This is a genomic window from Pseudomonas sp. CFBP 8770 (assembly GCF_014841705.1).
Taxonomy (GTDB): domain Bacteria; phylum Pseudomonadota; class Gammaproteobacteria; order Pseudomonadales; family Pseudomonadaceae; genus Aquipseudomonas.
The window spans coordinates 286,710-310,052 of the sequence record NZ_JACYUL010000006.1 but is presented as its reverse complement, the minus strand read 5'-3'; the positions used below and the strand labels follow the sequence as shown (position 1 = coordinate 310,052).

20 protein-coding genes are annotated in these 23,343 nt (G+C 63.4%); 5 read left to right on the top strand and 15 right to left on the bottom strand.

Features of this window, described 5'->3' with window-relative positions; translation table 11 throughout:
• Positions 1–141: 141 nt before the first annotated feature.
• The 3 genes from IFT98_RS15705 to IFT98_RS15695 all read right to left on the bottom strand — a co-directional run bounded on the left by IFT98_RS15705 (position 142) and on the right by IFT98_RS15695 (position 4,170).
• Positions 142–1,239 carry a polyamine ABC transporter substrate-binding protein gene (locus IFT98_RS15705; RefSeq protein ID WP_122715963.1) on the bottom strand — a complete coding sequence of 366 codons (1,098 nt, stop codon included), beginning with the start codon at positions 1,237–1,239 and terminating at the stop codon, positions 142–144.
• A 191-nt stretch (positions 1,240–1,430) separates the two neighbouring features.
• Positions 1,431–2,795 (bottom strand): aspartate aminotransferase family protein, encoded by a 1,365-nt coding sequence (locus IFT98_RS15700; RefSeq protein ID WP_192050064.1) that lies wholly within the window; start codon positions 2,793–2,795, stop codon positions 1,431–1,433.
• 16 nt (positions 2,796–2,811) lie between these two features.
• Positions 2,812–4,170, bottom strand: coding sequence for a glutamine synthetase family protein (locus IFT98_RS15695; protein WP_122479873.1), 1,359 nt, complete (start codon positions 4,168–4,170; stop codon positions 2,812–2,814).
• 555 nt (positions 4,171–4,725) lie between these two features.
• On the opposite strand from IFT98_RS15695, the gene IFT98_RS15690 reads away from it, so the two are divergent.
• Positions 4,726–6,102 carry a glutamine synthetase family protein gene (locus IFT98_RS15690; RefSeq protein WP_122479874.1) on the top strand — a complete coding sequence of 459 codons (1,377 nt, stop codon included), beginning with the start codon at positions 4,726–4,728 and terminating at the stop codon, positions 6,100–6,102.
• Between the two features lie 529 nt (positions 6,103–6,631).
• Here IFT98_RS15690 and ssuB read toward each other — a convergent pair.
• The 7 genes from ssuB to IFT98_RS15655 all read right to left on the bottom strand — a co-directional run bounded on the left by ssuB (position 6,632) and on the right by IFT98_RS15655 (position 13,557).
• Positions 6,632–7,444, bottom strand: coding sequence for an aliphatic sulfonates ABC transporter ATP-binding protein (gene ssuB / locus IFT98_RS15685; protein WP_122715965.1), 813 nt, complete (start codon positions 7,442–7,444; stop codon positions 6,632–6,634).
• Positions 7,441–8,229 (bottom strand): aliphatic sulfonate ABC transporter permease SsuC, encoded by a 789-nt coding sequence (gene ssuC, locus IFT98_RS15680; RefSeq protein ID WP_122715966.1) that lies wholly within the window; start codon positions 8,227–8,229, stop codon positions 7,441–7,443. Before ssuC ends, ssuB begins: the two co-directional genes overlap by 4 nt.
• 9 nt (positions 8,230–8,238) lie before the next feature.
• The gene (gene ssuD / locus IFT98_RS15675) at positions 8,239–9,387 is read right to left on the bottom strand and encodes an FMNH2-dependent alkanesulfonate monooxygenase (RefSeq protein WP_122715967.1); all 1,149 of its coding nucleotides are present in this window, start codon (positions 9,385–9,387) and stop codon (positions 8,239–8,241) included.
• A gap of 76 nt (positions 9,388–9,463) precedes the next feature.
• Positions 9,464–10,429, bottom strand: a complete 966-nt coding sequence (locus IFT98_RS15670) for a sulfonate ABC transporter substrate-binding protein (protein WP_192050066.1) — start codon at positions 10,427–10,429, stop codon at positions 9,464–9,466.
• A gap of 105 nt (positions 10,430–10,534) precedes the next feature.
• Entirely contained in the window at positions 10,535–11,128 is a 594-nt protein-coding gene (gene ssuE / locus IFT98_RS15665; RefSeq protein WP_192050068.1) for an NADPH-dependent FMN reductase, read from the bottom strand.
• A gap of 296 nt (positions 11,129–11,424) precedes the next feature.
• Positions 11,425–12,063 carry a peroxiredoxin gene (locus IFT98_RS15660; RefSeq protein ID WP_122796193.1) on the bottom strand — a complete coding sequence of 213 codons (639 nt, stop codon included), beginning with the start codon at positions 12,061–12,063 and terminating at the stop codon, positions 11,425–11,427.
• A 153-nt stretch (positions 12,064–12,216) separates the two neighbouring features.
• Positions 12,217–13,557: an OprD family porin gene (locus IFT98_RS15655; protein WP_122715971.1), complete on the bottom strand. Its 1,341-nt coding sequence runs from the start codon at positions 13,555–13,557 to the stop codon at positions 12,217–12,219.
• A 416-nt stretch (positions 13,558–13,973) separates the two neighbouring features.
• Between IFT98_RS15655 and tauA the strand changes: the two genes are divergently transcribed.
• The 4 genes from tauA to tauD are packed head-to-tail and all read left to right on the top strand — an operon-like array spanning position 13,974 to position 17,489.
• Positions 13,974–14,954 (top strand): taurine ABC transporter substrate-binding protein, encoded by a 981-nt coding sequence (tauA, locus tag IFT98_RS15650; RefSeq protein ID WP_192050070.1) that lies wholly within the window; start codon positions 13,974–13,976, stop codon positions 14,952–14,954.
• A gap of 28 nt (positions 14,955–14,982) precedes the next feature.
• A complete protein-coding gene (tauB, locus tag IFT98_RS15645; protein WP_192050072.1) occupies positions 14,983–15,789 on the top strand; it encodes a taurine ABC transporter ATP-binding subunit in 807 nt (268 codons plus the stop codon).
• A complete protein-coding gene (tauC, locus tag IFT98_RS15640) occupies positions 15,786–16,616 on the top strand; it encodes a taurine ABC transporter permease TauC (protein ID WP_192050074.1) in 831 nt (276 codons plus the stop codon). The genes tauB and tauC overlap by 4 nt, the downstream gene beginning before the upstream one ends.
• Before the next feature lie 39 nt (positions 16,617–16,655).
• The gene (gene tauD / locus IFT98_RS15635; protein WP_192050076.1) at positions 16,656–17,489 is read left to right on the top strand and encodes a taurine dioxygenase; all 834 of its coding nucleotides are present in this window, start codon (positions 16,656–16,658) and stop codon (positions 17,487–17,489) included.
• Positions 17,490–17,525: 36 nt separating this feature from the next.
• Here the strand turns inward: tauD and gcvH are convergent, their stop codons facing one another.
• The 5 genes from gcvH to IFT98_RS15610 form a co-directional block, all read right to left on the bottom strand.
• Positions 17,526–17,909 carry a glycine cleavage system protein GcvH gene (gene gcvH / locus IFT98_RS15630; RefSeq protein ID WP_122479886.1) on the bottom strand — a complete coding sequence of 128 codons (384 nt, stop codon included), beginning with the start codon at positions 17,907–17,909 and terminating at the stop codon, positions 17,526–17,528.
• Between the two features lie 44 nt (positions 17,910–17,953).
• Positions 17,954–19,036 carry a glycine cleavage system aminomethyltransferase GcvT gene (gcvT, locus tag IFT98_RS15625; protein WP_122796187.1) on the bottom strand — a complete coding sequence of 361 codons (1,083 nt, stop codon included), beginning with the start codon at positions 19,034–19,036 and terminating at the stop codon, positions 17,954–17,956.
• Between the two features lie 125 nt (positions 19,037–19,161).
• Positions 19,162–20,787 carry an ABC transporter permease gene (locus IFT98_RS15620; protein WP_192050078.1) on the bottom strand — a complete coding sequence of 542 codons (1,626 nt, stop codon included), beginning with the start codon at positions 20,785–20,787 and terminating at the stop codon, positions 19,162–19,164.
• Positions 20,788–20,994: 207 nt separating this feature from the next.
• On the bottom strand, positions 20,995–21,996 hold the full coding sequence (locus IFT98_RS15615) for an extracellular solute-binding protein (RefSeq protein WP_192050080.1): 1,002 nt from the start codon (positions 21,994–21,996) through the stop codon (positions 20,995–20,997).
• Between the two features lie 91 nt (positions 21,997–22,087).
• Positions 22,088–23,332 carry a 2-octaprenyl-3-methyl-6-methoxy-1,4-benzoquinol hydroxylase gene (locus tag IFT98_RS15610; protein ID WP_192050401.1) on the bottom strand — a complete coding sequence of 415 codons (1,245 nt, stop codon included), beginning with the start codon at positions 23,330–23,332 and terminating at the stop codon, positions 22,088–22,090.
• Positions 23,333–23,343: the final 11 nt, after the last annotated feature.

Sequence of the window (23,343 nt, the reverse complement as noted above, 5' to 3'; positions counted from 1 at the left end):
AGCCCATGCGCGCGCGCCGCAATTGCTGATTCACCTGGCCCGAGCTCGCGGTGCGCCGTTCGCGGCCACTGACCGCTCCCACGGGCTATTTGTGGGAGCGGTCAGTGGCCGCGAAGGACGCACCGCGGTCCACCGCCTGGCTTACTTGCCCGACTTAATCTTGGTCCAGCTGCGCGTCATGATGCGCTGCGTCGCCGCCGGCAGGTCGGCAATGGCATACAGCTTGGCCTGCACATCGGCCGGTGGGTAGATGCCCGGATCGCCGCTGATGGCTTTATCCACCAATGCTGTTGCAGCCTGGTTACCGTTGGGGAACTGCACGCTGTTGGTGATCTCGGCCATGACTTCCGGTTTCATCAGGAAGGTCATGAACTTGTACGCACCCTCGACGTTCTCGGCATCCTTGGGAATGGCGACCATGTCGAAGAAGCTGCCAGCGCCTTCCTTGGGAATGTTGTAGCTGACCTTGACCTTGCCACCGGCCTCTTCGGCGCGCGACTTGGCCTGGTAGATGTCACCCGAATAACCCACGGCCACGCAGATGTTGCCGTTGGCCAGGTCGGAAATGTACTTGGAGGAATGGAAGTAACCGATCGATGGACGCACTTTCAGGAACAGCGCTTCGGCCTCGGCCAGCTGCTTCTTGTCCTGGGAATCGGTAGGGTAGCCCAGGTAATGCAGCGCGATCGGCAGCATTTCGGTTGGCGAGTCGAGGAAGCTGATACCGCACGACTTCAGCTTGGCCGCGTTTTCCGGCTTGAACAGCAGGTCCCAGCTGTTGGTCGGTGCGTCGGCGCCCAGCGCAGCCTTGACCTTGTCGGCGTTGAAGCCGATGCCGATCGAGCCCCACATGTACGGGAAGGCATGCTTATTGTCCGGGTCGCTCACCGAGACCGCCTTGAGCAGCGATTCGTTGAGGTTGTTCCAGTTCGGCAGTTTGGAGCGGTCCAGTTCCTGGTACACGCCGGCCTTGATCTGCTTGGCCAGGAAGTTGTTGGAAGGCACGACGATATCGTAGCCGGACTTGCCGGCCAGCAGTTTGGCTTCCAGGGTTTCGTTGCTGTCGAATACGTCGTAGACGACCTTGATCCCCGACTCCGCCTCGAATTGCTTGATCGTGTCAGGCGCGATGTAGTCCGACCAGTTGTACACGTGCAGAACCTTGTCGTCCGCCTGCGCAGCACCGGCCATCGCCCCCATCAGGGCCACGGCGAGGAGGGTCTTGCCAAATATCTTCATGCGTTGTGCTCCTAAATGTTCTTGGTCTTAACCTGATGCCAATATGGGTCGAGCGCCGCTTCTTGCGGGTTCGTGGGAGCGGTCATCGGCCGCGACGAAATCACTGCGGTATCCGTTTGAACCGCGTCGCGGCTTTCGCGGCCGATGACCGCTCCCACAGGGCCCATGAGTCGGCCCGTAAAGCCTAGCATCTAGCCCCCGAGTGCTTCGAGTGTCAGGTCCAGGCAAAGCCGTGCCTTGCTCACCAGCTCGTCGATCTCGGCGTGGCTGATGACCAGCGGCGGTGCAATGATCATGGTGTCACCGACGGCCCGCATGATCAGCCCGTTGTCGAAGCAGAATTGCCGACAGATCATACCGGCGCCACGCCCTTCGTGACGGCTGCGGGTGGCCTTGTCCTTGACCAGCTCGATCGCGCCGAGCATGCCCAGGCCACGGACCTCACCCACCAGCGGATGGTCCTGCAGTTCGCGCAGACGCTTTTGCAAATACGGTGCCGCATCGCTCCGGACCGTGTCGACGATGTGCTCGTCGCGCAGGATGCGCAGGTTTTCCAGTGCCACCGCCGCCGCCACCGGATGCCCGGAATAGGTGAAGCCGTGGTTGAAGTCGCCACCCTGGTTGATCACCTGCACCACCTCGTCGCGCACGATCACGCCGCCCATGGGGATGTAGCCGCTGGTGAGGCCCTTGGCGATGGTCATCAGGTCGGGCGCCAGATCATAGTAGTCGCTGCCGAACCAGTGGCCGGTACGGCCGAAGCCGCAGATCACTTCATCGGCCACGAACAGGATGTCGTAGCGCGCCAGCACTTGCTTGACCTTCGGCCAGTAAGTCTCGGGTGGAATGATCACGCCGCCGGCGCCCTGGATCGGCTCGGCGATGAACGCCGCGACGTTGTCTTCGCCTACCTCCAGAATCTTCTTTTCCAACTGCTCGGCGGCCCAGATGCCGAACTCGTCCGGGGTCATGTCACCACCCTCGCCGAACCAGTACGGCTGGGCAATGTGCACGATGCCCGGGATCGGCAGATCGCCCTGCTCGTGCATGCCCGACATGCCGCCCAGGCTGGCGCCGGCGACTGTGGAGCCGTGGTAGCCATTGATGCGGCTGATGATCACCTTCTTCTCGGGCTTGCCCTTGAGCGCCCAGTAATGGCGCACCAGGCGCAGCACGGTGTCGTTGCCCTCGGAACCGGAGCCGGTGAAGAACACATGGTTCATGCCCTCGGGCGCCAGGTCGGCGATGGCCTTGGCCAGCTCGAGTGCGGGCGGGTGGGCGGTCTGGAAAAACAGGTTGTAGTACGGCAGCTCGCGCATCTGCTTGCTGGCGGCCTGCACCAGTTCCTCGCGACCGTAGCCGATCGCCACGCACCACAGGCCGGCCATGCCGTCGAGGATCTTGTGCCCTTCGCTGTCCCACAGGTAAACACCGTCGGCTTTGGTGATGATCCGCGGACCCTTCTGCGCCAGCTGCGTGTAGTCGCTGAACGGCGCCAGGTGGTGGGCGCTGCTCAAGTCTTGCCAATGCTGGGTCTGGGGGTTGTTGTTGCTCATCTGTCGCTCCTTTTTCTCACACCGCGAACAGCAGGAACTCGCGTTCCCATGAGCTGATCACGCGCTTGAAGTTTTCGTGTTCGGCGCGCTTGACCGCAACATAGCCAACGACGAATTTCTTGCCCAGGTACTTCTCCACCGTCTTGCAGTTTTCCATGCGCTCCAGCGCATCCTCGATGGTCAACGGCAGCCGCAGGTTGCGCCGCTCGTAGCCGCGGCCCTGCACCGGCGCACTCGGGTTCAGGCCTTCGACCATGCCGATGTAGCCGCACAACAGGCTGGCGGCGATGGCCAGGTACGGGTTGGCATCGGCGCCCGGCAAGCGGTTCTCGACCCGCCGGTTCTGCGGCGTGGCGTCGGGCACGCGCAGGCCCACGGTGCGGTTTTCTTCGCCCCACTCGACGTTGACCGGCGCCGAAGTGTCGGGCAGGAAACGACGGAACGAATTGACGTTGGGTGCGAACAGCGGCAGCAGTTCGGGAATGAATTTCTGCAAGCCGCCGACGTGGTGCAGGAACAGCTGGCTCATAGAGCCGTCTTCGTTGGCAAAGATGTTCTTGCCGGTGGCCGAATCGACGATGCTCTGGTGCAGGTGCATGGCACTGCCCGGCTCGCCGGTCATGGGCTTGGCCATGAACGTGGCGGCCACGTTGTGCTTGAGCGCGGCTTCGCGCATGGTGCGCTTGAACACCAGGATCTGGTCGGCCAGGTGCAGGGCATTGCCGTGACGGAAGTTGATTTCCATCTGCGCCGTGCCGTCTTCGTGGATCAGGGTGTCGAGGTCAAGGTTCTGCGCCTCGCACCAGTCGTAGACGTCTTCGAACAACGGGTCGAACTCGTTCGCCGCCTCGATGGAAAACGATTGCCGACCGGTTTCCGGGCGTCCCGAGCGGCCGATTGGCGGCTGCAGCGGGAAGTCCGGGTCTTCGCAGCGCTTGGTCAGGTAGAACTCCATCTCCGGCGCCACGATCGGCTGCCAGCCCCGGTCCGCATAAAGCTTCAAGACCTTCTTGAGCACGTTGCGCGGCGACAGCTCGATGGGGTTGCCCTGCTTGTCGTACGTGTCGTGGATGACCTGCGCCGTGGGCTCTATGGCCCAGGGAACGAGAAACACCGCGTTCTCGTCGGGGCGGCAGATCATGTCGATGTCGGCGGGGTCGAGCAACTCGTAGTAGATGTCGTCTTCTACATAGTCGCCGGTCACGGTTTGCAATAAAACACTTTCCGGCAAGCGCATGCCTTTTTCGGCGATGAACTTGTTGGTCGGGGAAATCTTGCCGCGGGTGATCCCGGTGAGGTCGGCGATCAGGCATTCGACTTCGGTGATCTTGTGATCTTTCAACCAATCGGTGAGCTGGTCGAGGTTGGGACTCATAAATACCTCAGGAGGCCATTGACCTGGCTCGCGGCGAGCCGGGCACGTGTTGACGCGTGGGCGTCGTTGGGAAAGCGGTCAAGCGAGGGCTGCACACTGCCCACCCGGCCTCTCGATACCCGGCCGGAACGTGAAGCTCAGGGTAGCGGTTTCGGGCCTCGGGCAGTACAGGAGGGGCAAAAAAACAGAGACGCAACGCCGTGGGCTGTCAATTATTCTGGCCGCCGGCAACACGTGGCTGCAGCGATCTCCATCAGATAATGGCAGGCGTGCCATGACTCACCCTCGGTATTATTGAAATGGCGGGTTGAAAACGAGCTTAGCCTTGTTCATTTTTTTCCACAACTATCACGCAGCAAACTTCGGCAGGCACTTTTCAGGCAGTTGCAAGGCACTGTAATTGCCGGTCGCAGGCGCCCCGATATGCAGCAAAAGAGGCTCAACAGCGCTCTTTCAGGGCAAAACCCGGCTCGCTTGACTTAGTGTTGGCTTTCGGATTGACTGAAACCTGCTCGACCCAATGATTGATATTTTTAACAACAAAGGTGTTGCATCATGTCGGTACCCCCGCGTGCCGTTCAGCTTAACGAAGCGAACGCATTCCTTAAGGAACATCCTGAGGTTCTGTACGTCGACCTTCTGATTGCAGATATGAATGGTGTGGTGCGTGGCAAGCGCATCGAGCGCACCAGCCTCCACAAGGTTTACGAGAAAGGCATCAACCTTCCCGCCTCGCTGTTTGCCCTGGACATCAACGGTTCCACCGTGGAAAGCACTGGCCTTGGCCTGGACATCGGCGATGCCGATCGTATCTGCTACCCCATCCCCGACACCCTGTGCAACGAGCCTTGGCAGAAGCGCCCTACCGCGCAGTTGCTGATGACCATGCACGAACTCGAAGGCGAACCGTTCTTCGCCGACCCGCGTGAAGTGCTGCGCCAGGTCGTCGAGAAGTTCGACGCCATGGGCCTGACCATCTGCGCCGCCTTCGAGCTGGAGTTCTACCTGATCGACCAGGAAAACGTGAACGGTCGACCGCAACCGCCGCGCTCGCCGATCTCCGGCAAGCGGCCGCATTCGACCCAGGTGTATCTGATCGACGACCTGGACGAGTACGTGGACTGCCTGCAGGACATCCTCGAAGGGGCGAAGGAACAGGGCATCCCGGCCGACGCCATCGTCAAGGAAAGTGCGCCGGCGCAGTTCGAGGTCAACCTGCACCACGTCCCTGATGCCATGAAGGCCTGCGACTATGCAGTGCTGCTCAAGCGCCTGATCAAGAACATCGCCTACGACCACGAGATGGACACCACGTTCATGGCCAAGCCCTATCCGGGCCAGGCGGGCAACGGTCTGCACGTGCACATCTCGATCCTGGACAAGGACGGCAAGAACATCTTCACCAGTGAGGATCCCGAGCAGAACGCCGCATTGCGTCACGCGATCGGCGGTGTGCTCGAGACCCTGCCCGCGTCGATGGCGTTCCTGTGCCCGAACGTCAATTCGTACCGCCGCTTCGGTGCTCAGTTCTACGTGCCCAACTCGCCATGCTGGGGCCTGGACAACCGTACCGTCGCCTTGCGCGTGCCTACCGGAACACCGGATGCCGTGCGCCTGGAACACCGCGTTGCCGGTGCCGATGCCAACCCTTACCTGCTGATGGCGGCGGTATTGGCCGGCGTGCATCACGGCCTGACCAATCAGGTCGAGCCCAACGAGCCGGTGACCGGCAACTCCTACGAGCAGAACGAGCAGAGCCTGCCGACCAACCTGCGCGATGCACTGCGCCTGCTGGACGACAGCGAGGTGCTGGCGAAGTACATCGATCCCAAGTACATCGATATCTTCGTGGCCTGCAAGGAAAGCGAGCTGGAAGAATTCGAGCACTCCATTTCGGACCTCGAATACAACTGGTACCTGCACACCGTATAAGGGCCGGACCCTGTGGTATGCCAGCCATACCACAGCGTTCATGAACGCGTCTTCTGGCCTGCGGTGCGGCAGGTATACCGCGTCGTTCCCGGACGCGGCTCGCGCCGCTGCTACAAGGTTTCATTGTGTCATCCGGATGCGGTGTATCTTCTGGGCTGCGGTGGTGCAGGTGCACCGCGTCGCGACCGGACGCGGCTTGCGCCGCTGCTACAGGGTTTCATCGTGTCATCTGAATGCGGTGTATCTTCTGGGCTGCGGTGGTGCAGGTGCACCGCGTTGCACCCGGACGCGGCTCGCGCCGCTGCTACAGGGTTTCATCGTGTCATCTGGATGCGGTGTATCTTCCGGGCTGCGGTGCGGCAGGTGCACCGCGCCGCACCCGGACGCGGCTTGCGCCGCTGCTACAGGGGGGATGTGTCGCATCTTGAATGCGGTGCGGTCCGGGATGACGCGGCTGGCACAATCCCTGTAGCAGCGGCGCGAGCCGCGTCGGCGGTACGTGCGGATTGCCTGACGTACCGCGTCCGGATCAGCGTGCCCAGCGCAGTTGGGTCGGCAACGGTGATGGCGGCTCGGGCTCCGGTGGATTGCCCGGCAGCGCCAATACTCGATTGAGCACTTCGGTTTCCAGCGCCGCCAGGCGATGCGAACCGCGAGCCCGTGGCCGCGGCAACTCGACGGCCAGATCCAGACCGATACGCCCCTCTTCGATCAGAATCACCCGGTCGGCAATCGCCACCGCCTCGGCCACATCGTGGGTTACCAGCAACACGGTGAAACCGTGCTTGCGCCACAGGCTCTCGATCAACTGCTGCATCTCGATGCGCGTGAGCGCATCCAGCGCCCCCAACGGTTCATCCAGCAGCAACAGCCGCGGCTTGTGGATCAGGGCCCGCGCCAGCGCCACGCGCTGTTTCTGCCCACCGGACAAGCCCGCCGGCCACTCGTCGGCGCGCTCGGCCAGGCCCACCGCTTCGAGCGCCTGCAAGGCCTGTTCGCGCCAGTTGCCGGACAGCCCCAGGCCCACGTTGTCGATGACCCGTTTCCACGGCAGCAGGCGGGCTTCCTGGAACATCAGCCGGGTATCGTTGCGCGCATCGGCGAGCGGACCGGAACCTGCCAGCAGTTGTCCGCTGGTGGGCTGGTCGAGTGCTGCCAGCAGGCGCAGCAAGGTGCTCTTGCCGCACCCGCTGCGGCCGACGATGGCCACGAACTGCCCGGCCGGAATGTTCAGGTCGATCTCGCGCAGTACCTCGCGCTCGCCAAAGGTCTTGCGCAGCTGGCGAACCGCCAGGGGAATGCCGCGCCGCAGGTTCTGTGGCTGTTCCTTGAAGACGGTCATGCTGCACCTCCCTTGGTTTGATAGGCCGGGTGCCAGCGCAACCACACCCGTTCCAGCCCACGCGCCGCCAAGTCGGCCAGCTTGCCGAGAATCGCATACAACACGATGGCCAGGACCACCACGTCGGTCTGCAGGAATTCGCGCGCGTTCATGGCTAGGTAGCCGATGCCGGAGCTGGCGGAAATGGTTTCCGCGACGATCAGTGTCAGCCACATCAGGCCGAGGGCGAAACGCACGCCGACCAGAATGGAAGGCAATGCCCCAGGCAGGATCACCTGCCAGAACAAACGAAATCCGGACAGGCCATAGCTGCGTGCCATTTCCACCAACGCGGGGTCGGCGTTCTTGATGCCGTGGTAGGTGTTCAGGTAGATCGGGAACAATGTCCCCAGAGCGACCAGAAAGATCTTCGCCGACTCATCGATACCGAACCACAGGATCACCAGCGGAATCAGCGCCAGGTGCGGGACGTTGCGGATCATCTGCACCGAGGTGTCGAGCAAGCGCTCGCCCCAGCGCGACAGACCGCTGATCAGCCCCAGTACCAGACCGATGCCGCCACCGATGGCGAAGCCGATGCCCGCCCGCCAGCCGCTGATGGCCAGGTGCGTCCAGATCTCCCCGGACTTGAACAGCGCAACGCCTGCCGCGAACACCGCGCTGGGCGCTGGCAGGATCCGCGTCGACAGCCAGCCGACGCTGACCGCCAGCTGCCAGATCAACAGCAGGCCCACCGGCAGCGCCCAGGGCGCCAACCGGTGGATGATTTTGCTCGTTGTACTCATGACAGGTTCTCAGCGCTGGGCGGCGGCCTTGGGCAAAATATCGTTGGCCACCATCTCACCGAACGGGCTGACGTAATTGGCGCCGGTCGGCGCCTCGGGGCGCTGCACGTCCAGGTGCGGGAACAGCAACTCGGCCACGCGGTACGACTCTTCCAGATGCGGATAACCGGAGAAGATAAAGGTATCGATGCCCAGCGCAGCGTATTCCTTGACCCGCTCGGCCACGGTCGGGCCATCACCGACCAGCGCGGTACCGGCGCCACCGCGGACCAGGCCAACGCCGGCCCACAGGTTGGGGCTCACCTCCAGCTTGTCCTTGCTGCCGCCGTGCAACGCGGCCATGCGCTGCTGACCCACCGAATCAAAACGCGCCAGCGAAGCCTGGGCGCGGGCAATGGTATCGTCGTCGACATGGGCGATCAGCCGCTCGGCCGCCTGCCAGGCTTCTTCGTTGGTTTCCCGCACGATCACATGAAGGCGAATCCCGAAGCGCACGGTGCGGCCGAGCTTGGCCGCCTTCTCCCGCACCTGGGCGATCTTCTCGGCCACCGCTGCCGGTGGCTCGCCCCAGGTCAGGTACATCTCCACCTGTTCGGCGGCAAGGTCCTGAGCCGCATCGGAAGACCCGCCGAAGTACAGCGGCGGACGCGGCTGCTGCACCGGCGGATAGAGTAGCTTGGCGCCTTTGACCGTGAGGTGCTTGCCATCGTAGTCGACCGTCTCGCCTTCCAGCACGCGGCGCCAGATACGGGTGAATTCCACCGATGCCTCGTAGCGCTCCTCGTGGGTGAGGAACAGCCCGTCGCCCGACAACTCGTCAGGGTCGCCGCCAGTGACCAGGTTGAACAGCGCGCGGCCGTTGGACAAGCGGTCCAGGGTGGCTGCCTGACGGGCCGCCACGGTGGGCGAAATGATGCCCGGGCGCAGGGCAACCAGAAACTTCAGGCGCTGGGTGACCGGAATCAACGAGGCTGCCACCAGCCAGGAGTCTTCGCAGGAGCGCCCGGTAGGGATCAGTACGCCGCCGTAGCCCAGACGATCTGCCGCTTGCGCGATCTGTTGCAGGTAACCGTGGTCGACCGCCCGCGCACCTTCGGAAGTGCCCAGGTAATGGCCGTCGCCGTGGGTGGGAAGAAACCAGAAAATATTGAGGCTCATGGAGTTGTCTCCTGACGTGGCTCGGAACCGATGCCTGGGCACCGGTGCAGTTGTGCAGTAGCGGGGGCGCGGCGGTTCACGGTGCCTTGGCAACGTTGGCCGGCGGTGTCCAGATCACATCCTGGATGCGCAGTGGCTTGGGAATCAGCTTGAGCTGGTGAAAGCTGCCAGCGATCTTCTGCTGCGCGGCAACGGTCTGCGGGTCGAGAAATTGCGCGCCGTAACCCTGGCGTTTCACCGAGGTCAGGGTGATGTCTGCCGGCAGGCCCAGTAACGGTGCGACCTGGGCGGTCACTTCTTCGGGGTGCGCCTTGGACCACTCGCCCACGGCGCGCACCTCCTCGACCAACGCGGTGATCACCTCGGGGTGCTGCTCGGCATAGGGTTTGGTGGCCAGGTAGAACTGCAGGTTGTCGACGATGCCTTGGCCGTCACGCAGGGTGCGCGCCTGCAGCTGCTTTTCGGCAGCGGCCTGGTACGGATCCCAGATCACCCACGCATCGACGCTGCCGCGCTCGAAGGCGGCGCGTGCATCGGACGGCGGCAGGTAGACGGTCTGGATATCGGAATACTTGAGCCCCGCTTCTTCGAGCGCCCGCACCAGCAGGTAGTGCACGTTGGAACCCTTGTTCAGCGCGACCTTCTTGCCCTGGAGTTCCGCGACCGAGCGGATCGTCGAGTCCTTGGGTACCAGGATGGCTTCGCTGGTCGGGGCCGGCGGCTCGTAGGCCACGTACAGCAGATCGGCCCCCGCGGCCTGGGCGAACACCGGCGGGGTTTCACCGGTCACGCCGAAATCGATCGAACCGACGTTGAGCCCTTCGAGCAACTGCGGGCCGCCGGGAAACTCGGTCCATTTGACGTCGACGCCCTGGGCCGCCAGGCGTTTCTCCAGGGTGCCCTTGGCCTTGAGCAGCACCAGCGTGCCGTATTTCTGGTAACCGATGCGCAGGGTTTCAGCCTGGGCCTGGGTGATGGCGCCGAACGACACAGCCGCAGCAAACAGTGCGACCACACCACGACGCAAGAACGGGGTGCGCATGGCACTCTCCTTCTGCAGGGGGAATTGGGTTGCACCTGCTTGCCCGTTGGCGGGCCAGTAAGGTGGGTACAGCGAAAAGTGTCGCGGCCGCGAGCGGCGGTGAAATCAGATGCTCCAGCGGGCACTGCGCAGGCTTTGCGTGAGCAAGGCCGGGTCATGGGTCTGCGGTTTGCGCAGCAGGAAGGCATGAAACTCCTGCAGCGCATTTTCCAGGCGCTGCTCGAGCGCCGGCGCCAACTGGGCTGCATGACTGCCTTCGCCATAGGCGATCTGGCTGTCATCGGCGAAGATGCCCTGGAGCATTTCCTGAGCCTTGAGCGAGGCCAGCACCGGTTTGAGCGCGTAGTCCACTGCCAGCATGTGGGCGATGCTGCCACCGGTGGCAATGGGCAGCACGACCTTGTTGCTCAGGGCCCGCTCGGGGAGCAGGTCCAGTAGCGTCTTCAGCGCGCCGGAGAACGAGGCCTTGTACACGGGTGTGGCAACCACCAGGCCATCGGCCTTGCCGACCAGTTCGTTGAAATGCAGTACGTGCGGGCTGTCGAAGCGGGCATGCAGCAGGTCTTCGGCCGGGAAGTCCCGTACCTGAAACGTCACCACTTCGACGCCTTGCCGTTGCAGCCACTGCTTGCTGCGTTCCAGCAGTACACCAGAGCGCGAGCGCAGGCTGGGGCTGCCGCCCAGGGATACGACCAGCATGGGGTAAATCCTTGAATAGCGAAATCGGAGCGCTTCTGGAGAAGTCGCCGGAATGGAAGGAACAGTAGCAGGCGGGATTTATATCTTTAAATCATATTTATTCATTTGGTTATTCGATAAAAACATATACCTGTAATCTTCTGCCCTCATTGCGCAAACCGCCCCCGCCTCCACTCGATCCCTGTAGCAGCGGCGCAAGCCGCGTCAGCGGGCCAAGCGGCGCATTTGATACACCGCGACGTCCCGGACGCGGCTTGCGCCGTTTCTACACGAGGGCGAACTACATCAGGTTCAGATCAGCGGTTGGGCTGCGGGGTCAGGCGCAGGTACGGCTTCACGGCCGTGTAGCCCTTGGGGAAACGCTGTTTGATTTCCTCTTCGTCCTTGAGCGAAGGCACGATCACCACATCATCGCCATCCTGCCAGTTGGCCGGGGTCGCAACCTTGTGGCTGTCGGTCAACTGCAGCGAATCGATCACCCGCAGGATCTCGTGGAAATTGCGCCCGGTACTGGCCGGGTACGTGATGGTCAGGCGCACCTTCTTGTTCGGGTCGATGACGAACAGCGAACGCACCGTAAGGGTGTCACTGGCATTCGGGTGAATCAGATCGTAGAGCTGGGACACCTTGCGGTCGGCATCGGCCAGGATCGGAAAATTCACTGTGGTGCCCTGGGTCTCGTCGATGTCACCGATCCAGCGCTGATGGGATTCCACCGGGTCCACCGAAAGGGCGATGGCCTTGACGTTGCGCCTGGCGAATTCATCGGCGAGCTTGGCGGTAAAACCCAGCTCGGTGGTGCACACCGGCGTGAAGTCGGCCGGGTGCGAGAACAGCACCCCCCATTGGTCGCCCAGCCACTGATGGAAGCTGATGGTGCCCTGGCTCGAGTCCTGCTGGAAATCGGGGGCGATGTCGCCGAGTCGAATGGTCATGGTGTTGCTCCTGGGCTGTTGTGCGCATGACTGTGCACTGAGCGGCCAGGAAACAAAAAGAATGGATCGTGCTGGGGCTAGGCGAATCGGGAATAACGCCAGCGCAGAAAAGCAAAAAGCCCGCACAAGGCGGGCTTTTTCCAACGGCACGTATTACTTGAAAGCGTACGTGTAGTTGAAGATCAGACGGGTCTGATCGGTGTTGGTGCCGACGTCGCTGCGGTAGGTACCGTTACGCAGGGTGGCGCCGAAGTTCTTCAGCAGACCGCTCTGGATCACATAGTCGACGCGCATGTCGCGTTCCCACTCGGAGTTGTTCGAGTCGCCGGTACCGGCCGCGCGGATGTCGTCGCCATGCAGGTAGGCAACCGAGGCTTTCAGGCCAGGAACGCCAATGCGGCTGAAGTCATAGGAGTACTGGGCGAACGTGGTGTTTTCGCCAGCGCGGGTGAACGAGTTGACCATGCTGTCGGTGAACAGATAGACGCTGGAACCGCCGTTGCCTTCGTTGCGGTTGTTGCCATCGACAACGCTGCCGTTGTTGATGAACGGCATGCCGCCGTCATCGCCCACTTGCTGGTAACCGGCAAGGAATGCGTGGCCGGCGATGCTGTAGGTGAAGATGGCACTCCAGGTCTTGTTGTCGACTTCGCCTGGGTTCTTGGCGTAGCCGCTGTTGTTGTTGAAGCGGTAGCCCACGTCGCCGTTCTTGCCGTCGGAGCTGCTGTCGAAGTAGCGCAGGTCGGTCTTGAACGACTGGTCTTCACCCAGTGGCAGTACGTGCACGGCGCCGAGGAAGGTCTGCTTGTAATAGTCTTCCAGCTGCGCGTGGTAGACCTGCAGAGTCAGGTCCTTGGTGGCTTTCCAGTCGACACCGGCGAACTGGAAGTTGTTCGAGTCCTGCGTACCGCCGTTCAGGCCCAGGCCCGAGTAGTTGCTGGTTGCACGGCCCGCAGACTTGTTCAGTCGGCCAACGGTGAAGGTGAAGTTGTCCAGGTCCTTGGAGGTCAGGATACCGCCCTGGTAAACGGCAGGCAGCAAGCGACCATCGTTGGACACCAGAATCGGCAGGTTGGGCTGCAGCGCGCTACCCACCTTGAGTTCGGTCTTGGCGAACTTGACCTTGCCGTTGGCGCCTACACGCGACCACGACTTCTCGGCCGAACCGTCGGTGTCGCTTGGGAAGAAGCTGTTGTTGTTCGGGTGGTGACCACGGCCGCCGTCCAGGTGGATGCCGGTCATGCCCTGCACGTCCAGACCGAAGCCGACGGTGCCGGGGGTGTAGCCAGAGATGAAGTTGAAGAGGAAGCCTTGAGCCGATTCTTCCTGGTCGTTCGCCGTGCCTTCACGGGTATCGTTGCGGAAATACATGGTCCGCGAGCTCAGCGTTGCTTTGCTGGCTTCAAGGAAACCCGAGGGTGCCGGATCGGCGGCGTAGACACTGGTGGAGATGCTGGCGAGCGCGATGGCTGCGGCGAGCGACTGCTTGTACATGTGATGCTCCTCTGGTTTCTAATTTTTGTGGTGTCTTTGGTCGGGGGTCTGGCGCCCCTTGTCCGCCGATGCGCGATTAGCGCCAAAGCGTGACCGGTTAGTCAATGTTTACAAGCCGATTCGAGACCTTGGTCTAAGCCAAACTCTGGGTGCCGAGGTTAACGAAATTTTCACAAAACCAAAAAGAATTGTTTCAAGTTTTTTTAGAATTTAAACGCATAACAACCCTTACCTTCCAAACAAAAAAGTTCAATCCAGTTGCAAAACATAAGCTAATTCCCAAACGGTATTTCAAAGCCGTTTCTTATATCGTTTAGATTCGCCCTCATTCGCCCTTCCGACACCTGACGTTTCGTGCCTCAACAGCCCGGTTTCGAAGAGCCAAAGCCACCCGACCCTCGCAAAAGGCAGCCACCATGGCCAAGCAGCATTTCGCACGAAAACTGGTCAGCACCCTGGCCCTGGCCAGCTTGGCCATGGGCATCCAGGCCGCCACGCTGACCGTCGGCTACCAGACCGGTATCGACCCCAGCAAGGTCGCTCAGGCCGACGGCACCTATGAAAAGGCCATTGGCGAGAAGATCGACTGGCGGCGCTTCAACAGTGGCCCGGAAGTGGTCACGGCGATCGCCTCGGGCGATGTACAGATCGGCAACCTGGGGTCGAGTCCGCTGGCTGCCGCCACCTCACGCAAGTTGCCCATCGTCGCTTTCATCGTTTCGGCGCAGATCAATTCCGCCGAAGCCCTGGTGGTGCGCAACGGCAGCGGCATCGACAACCCGCAGCAGTTGGTCGGCAAGACCATTGCCACACCGTTCGTGTCCACTTCCCACTACAGCCTGCTCGGCGCGTTGAAGCATTGGGGTCTGGAAGGCAAGGTCAAGGTGGTCAACCTGCAGCCGGCCGAAATTGCCGCTGCGTGGAAACGTGGCGACATCGACGGCGCCTTCGTCTGGTCGCCGGCCCTGGGCGAGATCCGCAAGAGCGGCAAGACCCTCACCGATGCCGCACAGGTCGGCCAGTGGGGCGCACCGACTTTCGAGGTCTGGGTTGCGCGCAAGGATTACGCCGAGAAGCACCCCGAGGTGATCGCCCGGTTCGCCAAGGTCACGCTGGATTCGTTCGCCGACTACGCGAAGAACCAGGCGCAGTGGACCGCCGATTCGGAGCCGGTACGCAAGATCGCCAAATTGACGGGGGCCAACGCCACCGACGTCCCCGACCTGCTCGCCGGCTCCACCTACCCCGATGCCCAGGCCCAGGCCTCCGCCGCGCTGCTGGGTGGCGGCACCGTGCAGGCGGTGGCCAAGACGGCCGAGTTCCTCAAGGAGCAAGGCAAACTGGAAGCGCTGCTGCCTGACTACACGCCTTACGTCAGCGCCCGGTTCGTTCAGTGACCCTGCGTACGCCAACCGGAGTTCGACCGTGGCCCAATTGATTCTCGACCGTATCGGCGCCCACTACCCGGGCGCCGCGCAGCCGGTGCTCCAGGACATCTCGCTGAGCCTGGGGCCGCAGCAGCTGTGCGTCGCGCTGGGCCCATCGGGCAGCGGCAAGACTTCGCTGCTCAACCTGATTGCCGGTTTCGTGCCGCCCAGCAGTGGCCGCCTCACGCTGGACGGCGTCGCGGTGAAAGGCCCGGGGGCCGACCGTGGTGTGGTCTTTCAGGATGACGCCCTGCTGCCCTGGCAGGACGTATTGGCCAATGTCGCCTTCGGCCTGCAACTGGCGGGCATTGGCCGCGCACAGCGTGAAGCGCGAGCGCGTGAAATGCTCGCCCTGGTAGATCTGGCAGGGTTCGCCGAGCGGCAGGTATGGCAACTCTCCGGTGGCCAGCGTCAACGCGTGGGCCTGGCTCGAGCGCTGGCGGCCGACCCGCAGGTGCTGTTGATGGACGAGCCGTTCGGCGCGCTGGATGCGTTCACCCGGGAGCAGATGCAGGAACTGCTGTTGCAGGTCTGGCAACGTACCGCCAAGCCGGTGTTCCTGATTACCCACGACATCGAAGAAGCGGTGTTTCTGGCCACCGACCTGATTCTGCTGGCGCCCAACCCCGGCCACGTCGAGGAGCGCCTGAGCCTGGACTTCGGCCAGCGCTATGCCGCTGGCGAGAGCGCCCGGGCGATCAAGTCCGACCGCCGATTCATCGAGACCCGCGAGCACGTCCTCGCCCAGGTTTTCGCACAACGTGTTGTCACCCAGGGCGCCATTGCGCGCAAGGAGCCGGCATGAGCCTCTACCCGACCCAAGCCCTCGACAGCACCCGCGCACCTGCCGCGCGTCGGCCCTGGCGCCTGAGTACGCGCGCCATCAGCACGCTGACCTTGGCAGGCGTGCTGGCACTGTGGTGGGCGGTGACCGCCACCGAGCTGATAGAGCCCCTGTTCCTGCCCTCGCCCGGCGCGGTGCTGGACAAAGCCTGGCTGCTGGCAACCCAGGGTTATATGGACGCCACCCTGTGGCAGCACCTGGGTGCCAGCCTGAAACGCATCGGCCTGGCCCTGGCCTTCGCCGTGCTGTTCGCCATTCCGGTGGGCATCGCCATCGGCCACAACCGCATAGCGCAAGGCATTCTCGATCCGCTGATCGAGTTCTACCGGCCCATTCCGCCGCTGGCCTACCTGCCGCTCATCGTGATCTGGTGCGGCATCGGTGAAACCTCCAAGGTGTTGCTGATCTACCTGGCCATCTTCGCCCCGATTGCCATCGCCACGGCCACCGGGGTGCGCAACGTCGATCCCGCCCGTTTGCGTGCCGCGCAATCGCTGGGCGCCACCCGGGCGCAGCTGATCCGCCACGTGATAATACCCAGTGCGCTGCCGGACATCCTCACCGGCATCCGCATCGGCCTGGGCGTCGGCTGGTCGACCCTGGTCGCCGCCGAGTTGATCGCCGCCACCAGTGGCCTGGGCTTCATGGTGCAGTCGGCCGCGCAATTCCTGGTCACCGATGTGGTGGTGCTGGGCATCCTGGTGATCGCGCTGATCGCCTTCGCTCTGGAAATGGGCCTGCGTGCCCTGCAGCGGCGCCTGGTGCCCTGGCACGGCCAGAGCCACTGAACCACTGAACCACCCACTTCGCCAACAGAGCTGACCAACATGACTCTGCACATCACCCCCTTGAGCCCGACTATCGGTGCGGTCATCGAAGGCGTCGACCTCAGTCGGGAACTGACCCCGGCCCAGCAGCGCGAGATCGACGCCGCGCTGCTGGCCCATCAGGTGCTGTTCTGGCGCGACCAGCCGCTGAGCCCTTTTCAGCAGGCACGGCTGGCGCAGCAGTTCGGTGACCTGCACGTTCACCCGATCTATCCCAGTGTGCCGGGGCAACCCGACGTGCTGGTGCTCGACACCGCCGTGACCGACGTACGCGACAACGCCATCTGGCACACCGACGTGACCTTTCTGGCAGAGCCTGCGATGGGCGCCATACTGACTGCCCAGCAGGTACCGCCGTTTGGCGGGGACACTTGCTGGGCCAGCGCAATCGCGGCATTCGAGGCGCTGTCCAGGCCGTTGCAGACCCTGCTCGACGGTTTGACCGCCACGCACGATTTTGCCAAGTCATTTCCGCTGGAGCGCTTCGGCAACGATGCCCAGGCACTGGCGCGCTGGGAGCAGACCCGCCGGCAACATCCTCCGCTGTCACACCCGGTGGTGCGGACCCATCCGGTCAGCGGGCGCAAGGCGTTGTTCGTCAGCGATGGTTTCACCACCCACATCAACGAGCTTTCGTCAGCTGAAAGTCGGGCGCTGCTCGACCTGCTGTTCGCCCACGGCACTCGTCCGGAGTTCTGCGTGCGTTGGCGATGGCGCCAGGGGGATGTGGCCTTCTGGGACAACCGCGTGACCCAGCATTACGCGATCGACGACTACCGGCCGCAGCGCCGTGTGATGCATCGCGCGACGATAGTGGGGGATCGACCGTTCTGAACGCGCGGGGGCGGCGATGGCCGCCTCCGCTGGCCATCATTCGCCGATGGCGGCCTTGTAGCCGGCAGCGTCGAGCAGCGTGTCCAGCTCACTGGCAGCGCTTGGCTTGAGCTTGAAGAACCAGGCGCCATAGGGTTCGCCGTTGACGCTTTCCGGGCCATCGGCCAACGCTTCGTTGATCGCGATCACCTCGCCCCCCACTGGGGAGTAGATGTCCGAAGCGGCCTTGACCGATTCGACCACACCCGCCTGATCGCCGGCGGCGAAGACCTTGCCGACTTCCGGCAGCTCGATGAACACCACGTCACCCAAGGCTTCCTGGGCGTGATCGCTGATGCCCACGGTCACCGTGCCATCAGCTTCCAGGCGTGCCCACTCGTGGCTTTCGGCAAAACGGAGTTCAGCAGGGATATCGCTCATAACATTGTCCTCAACAAGGGTCAGCGGCCAGCCCGCCATACGATTCAGATCAGGGTTCTACCATGCCGGACGAAGGTCGGCTTGACCACCCGTACCGGGTACCATTTGCCACGTATCTCGACTTCCGCACGGTCCGCAGTCGCCATCGGTACACGCGCCAATGCAATCGACTTGCTCAGCGTAGGGGAGAAACTACCACTGGTGATCTCTCCTTCGCCAACTCCAGCGATGCGGACCACCTGATGCGCGCGCAGCACCCCGCGTTCTTCGAGCACCAGACCGACCAGTTTCAGCGCCGGTCCGGCGGCCTGTTCACGCTCCAGCGCCTCGCGCCCGATGAAAGCGCGCGCGGTTGGTTGCCACGCCACACTGCCGGCCATGTTGGACACCAGCGGCGAATGTGCCTCGTCCATGTCCTGGCCATACAGATTCATCCCGGCTTCCAGACGCAGCGTATCGCGCGCGCCCAGGCCGATGGGCGAAATGCCCGCACCGATCAACTCGTTGAAGAAATCGACCGCCTGCGCTGCGGGCAAGACGATCTCGATACCGTCCTCGCCGGTATAGCCGGTGCGGGCAATGAACCAGTCGCGATGGTGACGGCCTTCGAAAGGGTTCAGCTGCAGAAGCAGCTCGCGGCGTTGGCTGCCCAGCAGGTCGGCGACCTTGCGCCGTGCCTGCGGCCCCTGCACGGCCAGCAACGCCAGCTCGGGGCGCTCGCGCCATTGCACATCGAACGTGCCTGCCTGGGCGCTGAGCCAGGCCAGGTCCTTGTCACGGGTCGCCGCATTGACCACCAAGCGATAGCCCTCCTCGGTGCAGTAGGCGATCAGATCGTCCACGACCCCGCCCTCGGCGTTGAGCATGGCGCTGTACAAGGCCTGACCTGCGCCGGTCAGGGTGGCCACGTCATTGGCCAGCAGGTATTGCAGGAACGCCCGGGCGTCCGGCCCTTGGACATCGATCACGGTCACATGCGACACGTCGAAGACGCCGCAATCGCGACGTACCTGATGATGCTCTTCGACCTGCGAGCCGTAATGCAGGGGCATGTCCCAACCGCCAAAATCGACCAGCTTTGCGCCTAGGGCAAGATGCAAGTCATACAGAGGCGTACGCTGTCCCATGGGTTTCTCCTTCCGGGCGTGGCGAAAGCGCAGGCGAATTGTCCTTGGTGCCTGCGCCGGATGCGGCGCATTGTAGCGACAAGGTCGCGGCGGTGATATCTGCAGCGACAGGCTCGCGCATTCGGTCAGTGGTTTCGACCGACCTGGCGCGCCGAACGTCGAATCAACCCGATGACCGGCAGCAGGCCGACCAGCACCAGCGTCAGGGCCGGCAGCGACGCCCGCGCCCATTCGCCTTCACTGGTCATTTCGAACACCCGCACCGCCAGCGTGTCCCAGCCGAACGGACGCATCAGCAAGGTCGCCGGCATCTCCTTGAGCGTATCGACGAACACCAGCAGCGCCGCGCTGAGCGTGCCGGGCAGCAGCAGGGGCAGGTAGACCTTGAAGAACAGCCGCGGACCGCCTACCCCAAGGCTGCGCGAGGCTTCGGGCAGCGAAGGGCGGATCCGCGCCAGGCTGCTTTCCAGCGGCCCATAGGCCACCGCAATGAACCGTACCAGATAGGCCACCAGCAGCGCCGCCACACTGCCCAGCAGCAAAGGCCGCCCGGCCCCGCCCAGCCAGCCGGACAACGGCACGACCAGCTCGCGGTCGAGAAAACTGAAAGCCAGCATCAGCGACACCGCCAGCACCGACCCCGGCAAGGCATAGCCCAGGTTCGCCACCGCCACACCCGCACGAATGCCTCGCGTAGGCGCCTGGCGCCGCGCAAATGCCAGCAGCAGGGCCACCGTGACCGTGATCAGCGCGGCCATGGCGCCCAGGTACAGGGTATGCACGATCAGCTCACGGTAACGTTCGTCGAGGTCGAAGCGCCCGCGCTGCCAGCACCACACGACCAACTGCAGCATGGGCACGACGAAGGCGCAGGCGAACACCAGCGCACACCAGCCGCTGGCCACCCATGCCTTGAGCCCGCGCAGCCGATACAGCGCCTGCCCACGCGGGCGTTCGCTGGCCGCATGATCCTGACCGCGCGCACGCCGCTCGCCGTACAGCACCAGCATCACCGCCAGCAACAGCAGGCTGGCAAGCTGCGCCGCGCTGGAGAGGCTGAAGAAGCCGTACCAGGTCTTGTAGATGGCCGTAGTGAAGGTGTCGAAATTGAACACCGCCACGGCGCCGAAATCCGCCAGGGTTTCCATCAATGCCAGCGCTACGCCGGCTCCAATGGCCGGCCGCGCTACCGGCAGTGCCACCCGCCAGAAGGCTTGCCACGGTGATTGGCCGAGCATGCGCGCCGCTTCCATCAATCCTTTGCCCTGGGCCAGGAACGCGGTCCGCGCCAGCAAATATACGTAGGGGTAGAACACCAGCACCAGAACGATGATGACCCCTCCCGTGGAGCGCACCCGTGGCAGGCGCAGGCCACTGCCAAACCACTCGCGCAGCAGGCTCTGCACCGGCCCGGCAAAATCCAGCAGGCCGACGAAGACGAACGCCAGTACGTAGGCCGGGATGGCGAACGGCAGCATCAAGGCCCAGTCGAGCCAGCGTCGGCCGGGAAATTCACACAGGCTGGTAAGCCAGGCGAGGCTGACGCCAAGCACCGTCACGCCCGTACCTACGCCAAGCACCAGGGTAAGCGTATTGCCCAGCAGGCGCGGCATCTGCGTATCCCACAGGTGGGACCATATCTGCATGTCGATGCTTTGCCAGGAAAGCACAAGCACGCTCAGCGGCAGCAGCACCAGCCCGACCACGGCCAGGACCAGCGGGTACCAACGGCGTTGGACGGAAGAAGACAATGGGTTCACTCGTGGTTTTCAGGTTGCGGGCTTTCTCGACACCATCCACTCCTGTGCAGAGCGTACTGTGCAGTGTCAGCCTGTACGGTGGCGCGCTTTTCGCGGGCAGAGACCCGCTCCCACAGAAGAACAGGTGCTATTGGTGCCTTGTCGCTTCCGCTGTGGGAGCGGGTCTCTGCCCGCGAAGGCTGCACCACCGATATCAGCTCAGTTCCAGCCCGCCCGATCCATCAACCGGATCGCCTCGGCCTGACGCTTGCCGGCCACTTCCACGGGCAGGGTGTCGGCCTTGAATTCTCCCCAACTGGCGACCTCCGCAGACGGCGGCACCGCCGGGTTGGCCGGAAATTCCTGGTTCACCCCGGCAAAGATCGCCTGCGCCTGCGGCCCGGTCATCCACTCGACCAGCGCAATGGCCGCCTGCGGATGCGGTGCATACTTGTTCAGGCCAATGCCCGACAGGTTCACATGAACGCCGCGATCGCCCTGGTTCGGCCAGAAAAGCTTCACCCCCAGATCCGGTTGCTGCTTGTGCAGACGCCCGTAGTAGTAGCTGTTGACGATACCCACGTCGCACTGCCCGGCATCGATGGCCTGCAGCACCGCAATGTCATCGGAGAACACGTCGGTGGACAGGTTGTTCACCCAGCCCTTGAGAATCTGCTCGGTCTTCTCTGCGCCATGGGTCTCGATCAGCGTGGCGGTCAGCGACTGGTTGTAGACCTTCTTCGCCGTACGCAGGCACAACCGCCCTTCCCATTGCTTGTCGGCCAGGGCCTCGTAGGTGCTCAGCTCCTGCGGCTTGACCCGTTCGCTGGCGTAGGCGATGGTCCGCGCGCGCAGGCTCAGGCCGGTCCATTGATGGGACGCGGCACGGTATTGCGCGGGAATGTTGCCGTCAATGACGGCTGACGTGATGGGTTGCAGGATGCCCATCTGCTCGGCCTGCCACAGGTTGCCGGCGTCGACGGTAAGCAGCAGGTCGGCCGTGGCGTTCTGCCCTTCGGCCTTGATGCGCTGCATCAACGGCGCTTCCTTGTCGGTGATGAACTTGACCTTGACCCCGGTTTTCGCGGTGTAGGCGTCGAACACCGGCTTGATCAGCTCGTCGATGCGCGAAGAATAGACGACCACTTCATCGGCAGCGTGGGCGTTGCCACCCAACAGACAGAGCGCCAGTGCAGCGAGAAGACGTTTGCGCGCCATCATGAGGGAACCCTTGCCATTCGAGTGAGGGCGAAATGGTAGTGAATCACATTTAGCTTCTCAACCGAACTCGGGGCCCAGACGTTACCAAATGTTACCGGCCTCCTACGACATCCTGTGCCCGGGGGCGCGCCAGGGCCGGCAGATCCCTCGTGAGGCCCAGCGCCTGGCGGACGAACAACGCCTTTGCATCCGGCAGTTGCTCCATCCATTTCAAGCCCGTGTTGCGCAGCCAGCGCAGCGGCAGCTGGTCGGCCTGAAACAGACGCTCGAAGCCTTCCATGGCTCCCATCAAGGCCAGGTTGTGCGGCATGCGCCGCCGCTCGTAGCGGGTCAGGACCGGCAGGCCGGCCAGCCGTTCGCCGCGCTGCCGGGCATGCATCAGCTCTTCGGCCAGCACGGCGGCATCGAGCAGGCCCAGGTTGACCCCCTGCCCGGCCAACGGATGGATGGTGTGCGCGGCATCGCCGATCAGCGCCAGGCCGGTCTCCACGTAGCGCTTGGCATGCCGCTGGCGCAGCGGCACGCACAAGCGGGCATCGGCGGCGATCACCTCGCCCAGGCGGCCCTCGAAGGCCTGCCCCAAGGCTTTGCAGAACGCTGCGTCATCCAGTGCCATCAAACGCTCGGCCTGCTCCGGCGTAGCCGACCAGACGATCGAGCACCAATGCTTGCCATCTCCGCGCTGCAGAGGCAGGAACGCCAGCGGGCCGTCATCGGTGAAACGTTGCCAGGCCGTATCGCGATGCCCCTCGCTGCACTGCACGCTGGTCACGATGGCGTGGTGCAGGTAATCCCACTCGCGCGTCTCGCAACCCGCCAGGCCACGGACCGCCGAATGCGCACCGTCCGCGGCGATCACCAGCGGGGTACGCACGGTCTGCCCACCAGCCAGGGTCAACAGCCGGTCATCGCCCGAATAGCGCAGCTGCTCCAGCCGGGCATTGGCCAGCAAACGGATCCCGCTGTCCTGCAACTGCTCGAGCAGGGCATCTTGAACCACGCGATTCTCGACGATGTGCCCCAGGGTGTCGGCGTGCACACTGGCCGCGGAGAAATTGATCTGCCCGGTACCGCTGCCGTCCCATACGCACATGTGGCCGTAGGGGTTGGCACGCCGCGCCTGGATACCGTCCCAGGCACCGAGGCGTTGAAGAATGCGCTGGCTGGCCACGGACAGTGCACTGACCCTCGCCTCGAACGGCGCCAGGGCATCGAAAGGCTTGCCGGTCAACGGCCCGCCGTCGATCAGCAGGATGTCCAGGCCGCTGTCGCGCAGGGCGAGTGCCAGCGCGCTGCCGACCATGCCCGCGCCGACGATGACCAGGTCGGCGCGCAGTTCGTTCGTAT